Here is a 6,551-nt window from a genome sequence, read left to right as displayed (position 1 = left end):
CAAACAGGTTCTTACTAGGCATTGCCGGCATCATTGACCCGCCGCGGCCGGAAGTGCGTCAAAGTGTGACCACCTTGCACCAAGCCGGTATTCAGGTCGTGATGATCACCGGCGATCACGCAGTCACCGCCCGCGCGATTGCCTTAAAGCTGGGCATTGTCACCGACCCTAGCGCCCGGGTAGTGGAAGGCAAGCAGCTGGAAGCCATGACCGATGAAGATTTGTTCCGGCTCGCGCCAAGCATCCGCGTATACGCCCGGGTGTCGCCGGAACACAAGCAGCGCATCGTGCGCGCCTTGCAGCGGCATGGCGAAACCGTGGCCATGACTGGTGATGGCATCAATGACGCGCCAGCCTTACGCGCTGCTGACATTGGCATTGCCATGGGCATTAATGGCACCGAAGTCACCAAAGACGCCGCAGATCTGATTTTACTGGATGATAAATTCACCACCATCGAGCGCAGTGTCCGCGCCGGCCGCACCATTTTGGGCAATATCAAAAACTTTATGCGGCATGAGTTAACCACCAATGTCGCCGAGGTGTTGGCGCTGCTGTTCGGCGTGCTACTGATGACGCAACCCGTCGGCCAAGTGGCGGCCACCACCCCAACATTAACGGCGCTGATGGTGCTGTGGGTGAACATGATTTCCGATGCTTTACCGAGCTTTGCCCTCGGCTATGATGTGCCAGAAGCCGACCTCATGAACCAGCCGCCGCGCAATGTGAAACAATCCATTTTGCATGGCATGCTCGGGCGCATCTTCCTGCGCGGTATTGTGATGGGTGGGCTCGTGTATGTCGCCTTCATCTGGGCTGCCAGTCAAGGCATGAGCGGCGCAGAAGCGCAAACCCTCGCCTTTTTGACCCTGGTGTTTGGCCAGCTGTGGCATGTGTTCGACGCGCGTAGCACCCGCACTTTGTTCGCCCGCAACCCGTTTGAAAACTATCAGTTGCTGCTGGCAGTGGCTTTCGCGGCGGTGGCTTCATTACTTGTCACCATCATGCCGTTCTTCAACGAAGTGATGGGGACCGCGCCACTTTCTAGCACGCTGTATGCTGCGGTAGTCTTTATCCCGGCGCTACCGACCCTCATTTTGTCTGGAATCAAAGAACTGTGGCTGCGTTGGCATCGCCCGCCGGTAGCCCCAGAGCATGATTAAAGATTGTTTTTTCGGGCCAGATTGCCTACAATCGGGGTAACCATATCGAGGTGAGCCAGTTGAATGTTTATCATGCGCTGAAAATGATTCAGATCGAGCACCAGCCCCTCAATCATCGCCAGGTCGTGATCACCGATGAAAACGGCAAGCCGCTTTCGCAGCTGACCGATCTACTAAGTGATTGTCTCAGTAAAATCGACCTTTTCGTTGATTTGCCCAGCACCGACACGGCCAGCGATGTCAGCGATGACCTGCATTTACTGACGCCCTTGCCGAATGACGTGCTGGACGAATACCAAAAAGTCCTCGATCAGCCGATTTGAAGTGCCCTACAATTGTTAGACAAGAAGTCTAACGATTGTGGGGCATTTCTTGCACTAACTTTTCACCAGCTGAAATTGAAACCCCAAACCGGGATTTAGTAAAACATGCTGACGAGTTTTTAACCGATCCAGAAAGTGGCTGGGAAGTCTTCTTAGAACCCGAAGCCATTCAACTGCTCAGTTTCTGGTGTCGAACACCACAACAAATGCGACGCTTTATCCGCATCATTTTGAATGCTAAAAACAACCTCGAAAAAGAACATCAAGCCTTAGGAGTCAAAATTAATTTAGGTGACGATACGCTTAAACCACTGATAACTAAGACCTTGAGAAGATACTTTAACGTGCTCAGAAGTAACGAGAAGCATGTTAAGGACGTGGAAAACTATTTGTACGGGACCATGACGAATCTGTTCGGTATTTACTGGAATAAACTAGCTGGGGCTAAATATCGGGCGCAACACTCAGAAGAATTCAAAAATCAAGGGGTCATTTCAGATTAGCTCTAAAATCGTTTCTCAGCCGTTTTAGTTAACTGGCATATAAAAATACACCAGAGCTGATTTAAAATGGCTTAGAAACGATAAATATAGCCAATAATAAGCGAAAAAAGACGCTAATTGGTTTCAAAATCCTAAATTCATGTCAATAAAACGCCAATTTGGTTTAACCCTGAAATAAAATTGTCAGCAATTGAGGACGCGGAAACCTGAAAGCTTAACTTGAACTAACCGAAATACTTGGTCAATAACCAGAAAATAAGGCCTGTCAGAATACCAGTCGGGATCACAGCCAGCAGATAATTCTTAATTTCATACCACGAGAACCGCTTTTTCGTGGTTTGTAACTGCTGATCCATTTGATCAGCGACTTGGGCCATCGTCTCTTGAATGGTCTGGTTCACTTGGTCGCTGAGTTGGCTGAGGCGCTGGTTGTTTTTGGCTTGTTCGGTTTGAATTTGTTTGAGCGCGGTCAGATTTTCCTGACTGATCAGGTTGGTCTGCTTTTGGAATGCTGCGTAGGCGCTTTGTAAGGTCTGTTTTAATTGGGCCTGCGAGCTGGCGTTGCTGCTGTCTAAGTTGTTTAAGGTCGTCTGAAACTGTTGGTTGACTTGTTGGGCAGTCTGTTCGATCTGATGAAGTTGTTGATCGAGGGACGTTTTGGCTGTGGCTTGCAGTTGAATCTGAGTGCCCTGGTAATTCCGGAGTTCGGCTATGGTCTGATTGAGCTGGGTCAATTGTTGGGTTAACGGTTCGTTCTGGTTGCTGGTTGGTTCTTGTTTGGTTTTGTCGGCTTGCCAACTCATTAAAAATCGTCTCCTTTTCATAATCAAGCCCGAGTTTGGTTCCCCGAGACTTGTAATTGGTCCCTAATAGCTGATAGGTGAGATTTTTGCCCCGTTCCCATACTTTAACTGCCTGTTGTTTCAAGTCGTCCTGAAAGGCCTGAAAATCGCGAATCAGGGGGTTCTGCATGGTGTGATCGACGGCTTGGCGGATTTGATCTTTCCAAGTGGGCTGCTGTTTAGCCCGGAGCTTAATTTCGGCCATTGAGCGTTTCTCGTGACGGTTAGGATCGGGCCGGGTGACCATTAAGCCATTTTCCTGGCACACTTGATCCGTGATGTGGACTAAGTGATCGCGATATTGGTGCCAATTACCGTGCATTTTTTGCCCGGTTTCCAGGTTAATCGCGCCAATGACGGCATGGACGTGTAACGAATCGGTATCGGCATGTTCATAAAGGGCCACTTGTTGATTGGGATAGGCTTGGGCATAAACTTCTTTGGCAACGGCTAAAACCGTTGTCTGATCATGAGGATCTTGCGGATTAAATTCCAACGGGCTAAAGGCAATCCGGCTGGCATACGCTTGGGTTTTACCAGGATTGCCATAGACGGCCCGCACTTGTTTAAATTCGCTTTTAGCGTACTGAATATCTAAATTGAGGCCATCTTTTTTGATGGCTCGTTTTTCAGCGTAATTGACTAACCTAGATGCACTGGTGGAACGTTTTATGTGAGTTGTTGCCATACGCGTTGCACCTCGTTTTGTAAATCCTTTAATGCTTGGGGATCGATTTGACCACCTTGATTAGCATGATGGGCCAATTGATTAAGATTACCGCCAATTTTAGCTAACTGATGAGTGATGTTCTGGGCATCTTGGGCAGCAATCTTAGGGGCAACTAAGCGCGCCCCCTGGGCCTTCTTTTTGACAAAAGCCGGCACGGACAGATTTAAAGTTTGCGCGGAACGCGCCAGCTTTAAATAGTCCGGTTCACTCACCCGAAAATTAATTTGTTTGCTAGCCTGACGATGAACCTGAGTCGTCTTTTTTGTGCTAGCCAGATTTTGTGGTTCGTTCAAAAGTCCCACCTCCGTTGCCCTGCGGCAAAGTTATTCGATTATCATTAGGAGGTCATCAGCCGACGGCTGATGACCTCCTAATGATAATCGAATAACAGAGGATTGGCAAGCAACCCGCATGCTAGCCACAAGACTACGTTTGTGGCAGCTGCGGTGCTTGCAAGGGGGACAGCTAACGCTCCCCCTTGACCCCCAAGTTCGCTGTGCAATGCCAAAATGGTTAGCCGATTGGCTAGCCACTTTTTGGCAAAGCTTCGCGTTTTTACTCAAAATTGCTATCGGAATTTGAGTAAAAAAGTCTTCCAGACAGGGGCGGTCGGCCGAATGATTTTGCATCATGAGCATGCCTTCAGCAGGAGCCTTTCAGGCGGAGTTTTGCGCAAACGGCGCAAGCTAATTTAGCTTGATCAAAAAAGCAGCAGTTGATTAAATTAACTGCTGCCAAATACCTCTTTAAAGGTCTAACTTATTGAGTAAATTCAATTTTAATTGTTTTACCCATAGCATGGGCAATTTCAGCTAGTTTATCAAACGTTACATTATCGCCACGTTCGATTCTAGCAATGGTGGATTGAGGGACGTTTGCTCTTTCAGCTAAATCGGCCTGAGTTAGGCCAGCTTCTTCACGAGTATGATACAACGCTAAGGCACTGGCAGATTTTTCCTTGTCAGCATGATAAGCTTCAGCAAACTTAGGGTCTTTTAATTCCCGGGTTAAAATATCATTGATTTTCATTTTGACTATCCTCCCATTCAGTTCGTAATTCAATCGCATGTTTAATTTCAGCGGGTGGTGTTTTTTGTGTCTTTTTGGTAAACCCATGGGTAATCACATATTTTGGTCCCTTAACGTGAAAGTATAATGCCCATTGAATATTACTGGATACCTTACTTCTTAATTCATATAAATTTTTAGCTGATTCTATCTTTTTAACCCAAGTCATGCGTTGAGCGACTAGTAAACCTTGATCCTGCGTATCTGTAATCACTTGCAGTAATTTAGCGCGATCTTTAATTGGCAGTTGCTGTAACCATTCATCGAATTCATCATGACCATTGGGACGTTTGTAAGTTTCAAATTCTGGCTTTTCCATATTTGAATTATACCATATATATTATTATTTTAAAGTTATACGCTATTGCATTCAACCAAAATCAATTTGATCTAGCATCGTTTCAGTACTAGCCTGGTCTAAGCCTAAATAAGCTAAAGTGATTGCTTCACTGGAATGATTGAGCAAATTCATGACCAAACCAATATTATAATTAGATTGTGTGTAGACGCGATAAGCCCCGGTTTTGCGCATCGTATGAGTACCCAGATAATTAATTCCTAACAGATCGCCAACCTTACTCATGATTTTGTAAAATTGTTTTTCTGTAATATGGCGCTCGGGGTGTTGAATGGAAGGAAAGAGCCATTCAGAGGCTAGTCTATGATCAAGTAGCCATTGACGGTACAATAAGAGCTCTGTTTGAACTGGTTTAAGATACAAGGTATTAGGCTTACCCGTTTTTCGGTCGTGAATGAACGCATTTTGTTTAATAGAACCGTCCGGATTAAAAATATCGGTTTGTTTTAAGCGCATGACATCACTGACTCGCAACAGTGTCGCTTTACCAACTTGAAAAACTGTATAGTTACGCCGGCCAGCTTTAAAGTTGTTGAGTAAGGTATCTTGAACCTCTTTGAGAACGTTTGAATCTTTGATGGGTAAGACAACTTGTTGCATAGTTTTAGCTCCTTAAAAAATTGATTTTTAGTACAAATTAAAGTACAATATTAAGTACAATGAAAGGGTGGTAAATATGACATTAGCACTAACACAGAGCGATTTTCGCGCTAACCTAAAAAAATATTTAGATCAAGTTAATGACGAAGACGAAACCGTTTATATTGCTCGTTCAAATAGTCGCGCAGTAGCCATCGTTTCACAAGAAAAAATGGACTGGCTAGAAAGAGCATTAAAAGCTAAAGAAGGTTCGTTAGAATATGCAATTGCACGTGATCAGTTAATTAAACGCCATGTTTTACCTGACGATGAAATTGTTGAATCAGATGATGATTATTGGGGTCAGTTTAAATAATGAAAAAACTAAGATTTAAACCACGTGCAACCTTTAATGCTGATCTAAAACGGTTAGCCAGTTTAGACAAATCTATTATTGATGAAGTTCGAGCAGCCATTGACCTGTTGCTTGAGCAACAACAATTACCATCAGAATTTGAAGATCATGAGCTTAATCGGCGAATGAGCGGTTATAATGAATTTCACTTACGAGATACCCCGAAAAACAAAACACCAAGCGAAACTAACGATGTCCTGGTGGTTTATACGATTGATAAAGATGAACTAGTCTTAATTGGCATTCGAGTCGGATCGCATGATCGTTTATTTCCTGGTCAAAATCGTTCCAAAAGGTATCGAAAAAATGACGAATAAGAGAAGTCATTTATACCATATAAAAACAAATAACCCCCAACATCTACATTATAGATATTGGGGGTTATTTTAACAATGATTTTGAGGGTCTATTTCGAAGATTATAGACCCTATATATTCATAGCCCCTTTCTGTTTGGTGTTAAAGTATTAGTCATCGATGTCATGCACTATCTTGTTTAGCTCCGTTTTGATGGAACTGGGAATATTTTCTAAATTGAAATGATTATATATTTCTTTATCCTTAAGCATCC

The 6,551-nt window shown here is 44.5% G+C and carries 9 protein-coding genes and 2 pseudogenes; 5 read left to right on the top strand and 6 right to left on the bottom strand.

Going from position 1 to position 6,551, the window contains the following annotated elements; translation table 11 throughout:
- From KGF70_RS16270 to KGF70_RS16260, 3 genes and pseudogenes are all read left to right on the top strand, one after another.
- A partial coding sequence (locus KGF70_RS16270; RefSeq protein WP_216769631.1) for an HAD-IC family P-type ATPase occupies positions 1–1,163 on the top strand: 1,163 nt, incomplete at its 5' end.
- Between the two features lie 59 nt (positions 1,164–1,222).
- A complete protein-coding gene (locus tag KGF70_RS16265; protein WP_003586212.1) occupies positions 1,223–1,486 on the top strand; it encodes a hypothetical protein in 264 nt (87 codons plus the stop codon).
- 56 nt (positions 1,487–1,542) lie between these two features.
- Positions 1,543–1,989 (top strand): annotated as a pseudogene (locus KGF70_RS16260) (replication initiation protein RepA); the annotation flags it as partial.
- A 224-nt stretch (positions 1,990–2,213) separates the two neighbouring features.
- Here KGF70_RS16260 and KGF70_RS17485 read toward each other — a convergent pair.
- From KGF70_RS17485 to KGF70_RS16235, 6 genes and pseudogenes are all read right to left on the bottom strand, one after another.
- The gene (locus KGF70_RS17485; RefSeq protein WP_021730115.1) at positions 2,214–2,792 is read right to left on the bottom strand and encodes a hypothetical protein; all 579 of its coding nucleotides are present in this window, start codon (positions 2,790–2,792) and stop codon (positions 2,214–2,216) included.
- A 49-nt stretch (positions 2,793–2,841) separates the two neighbouring features.
- A pseudogene (locus KGF70_RS17480) lies at positions 2,842–3,519 on the bottom strand (relaxase/mobilization nuclease domain-containing protein); the annotation flags it as partial.
- Entirely contained in the window at positions 3,501–3,863 is a 363-nt protein-coding gene (mobC, locus tag KGF70_RS17475; protein WP_367890000.1) for a plasmid mobilization relaxosome protein MobC, read from the bottom strand. The gene mobC and the pseudogene KGF70_RS17480, both read right to left, overlap by 19 nt.
- Before the next feature lie 457 nt (positions 3,864–4,320).
- A complete protein-coding gene (locus KGF70_RS16245) occupies positions 4,321–4,590 on the bottom strand; it encodes a helix-turn-helix domain-containing protein (RefSeq protein WP_001748276.1) in 270 nt (89 codons plus the stop codon).
- On the bottom strand, positions 4,577–4,948 hold the full coding sequence (locus tag KGF70_RS16240) for a type II toxin-antitoxin system RelE/ParE family toxin (RefSeq protein WP_088771313.1): 372 nt from the start codon (positions 4,946–4,948) through the stop codon (positions 4,577–4,579). The genes KGF70_RS16245 and KGF70_RS16240 overlap by 14 nt, the downstream gene beginning before the upstream one ends.
- A 51-nt stretch (positions 4,949–4,999) precedes the next feature.
- Positions 5,000–5,587 carry a site-specific integrase gene (locus KGF70_RS16235; protein ID WP_120769729.1) on the bottom strand — a complete coding sequence of 196 codons (588 nt, stop codon included), beginning with the start codon at positions 5,585–5,587 and terminating at the stop codon, positions 5,000–5,002.
- Positions 5,588–5,663: 76 nt separating this feature from the next.
- Here KGF70_RS16235 and KGF70_RS16230 point away from each other — a divergent pair, with 76 nt between their 5' ends.
- Positions 5,664–5,942: a type II toxin-antitoxin system Phd/YefM family antitoxin gene (locus tag KGF70_RS16230; RefSeq protein ID WP_003586674.1), complete on the top strand. Its 279-nt coding sequence runs from the start codon at positions 5,664–5,666 to the stop codon at positions 5,940–5,942.
- Complete coding sequence (locus tag KGF70_RS16225) at positions 5,942–6,298, top strand: type II toxin-antitoxin system YafQ family toxin (protein WP_001748272.1); 357 nt, start codon at positions 5,942–5,944, stop codon at positions 6,296–6,298. Before KGF70_RS16230 ends, KGF70_RS16225 begins: the two co-directional genes overlap by 1 nt.
- The last annotated feature ends 253 nt before the right edge of the window (positions 6,299–6,551 follow it).

Origin of the sequence: Lactiplantibacillus sp. 7.2.4 (assembly GCF_018991185.1) — a bacterium.
Lineage (GTDB): Bacteria > Bacillota > Bacilli > Lactobacillales > Lactobacillaceae > Lactiplantibacillus > Lactiplantibacillus pentosus.
This window is presented reverse-complemented; position numbering and strand designations above follow the sequence as displayed.

Coding starts and splice junctions, on each gene's coding strand:
- KGF70_RS16230 (WP_003586674.1), top strand. CDS start 5,664: ATGACATTAGCACTAACACAGAGCGATTTTCGCGCTAACCTAAAAAAA.
- KGF70_RS16240 (WP_088771313.1), bottom strand. CDS start 4,948: ATGGAAAAGCCAGAATTTGAAACTTACAAACGTCCCAATGGTCATGAT.
- KGF70_RS16245 (WP_001748276.1), bottom strand. CDS start 4,590: ATGAAAATCAATGATATTTTAACCCGGGAATTAAAAGACCCTAAGTTT.
- KGF70_RS16235 (WP_120769729.1), bottom strand. CDS start 5,587: ATGCAACAAGTTGTCTTACCCATCAAAGATTCAAACGTTCTCAAAGAG.
- KGF70_RS16225 (WP_001748272.1), top strand. CDS start 5,942: ATGAAAAAACTAAGATTTAAACCACGTGCAACCTTTAATGCTGATCTA.
- KGF70_RS17485 (WP_021730115.1), bottom strand. CDS start 2,792: ATGAGTTGGCAAGCCGACAAAACCAAACAAGAACCAACCAGCAACCAG.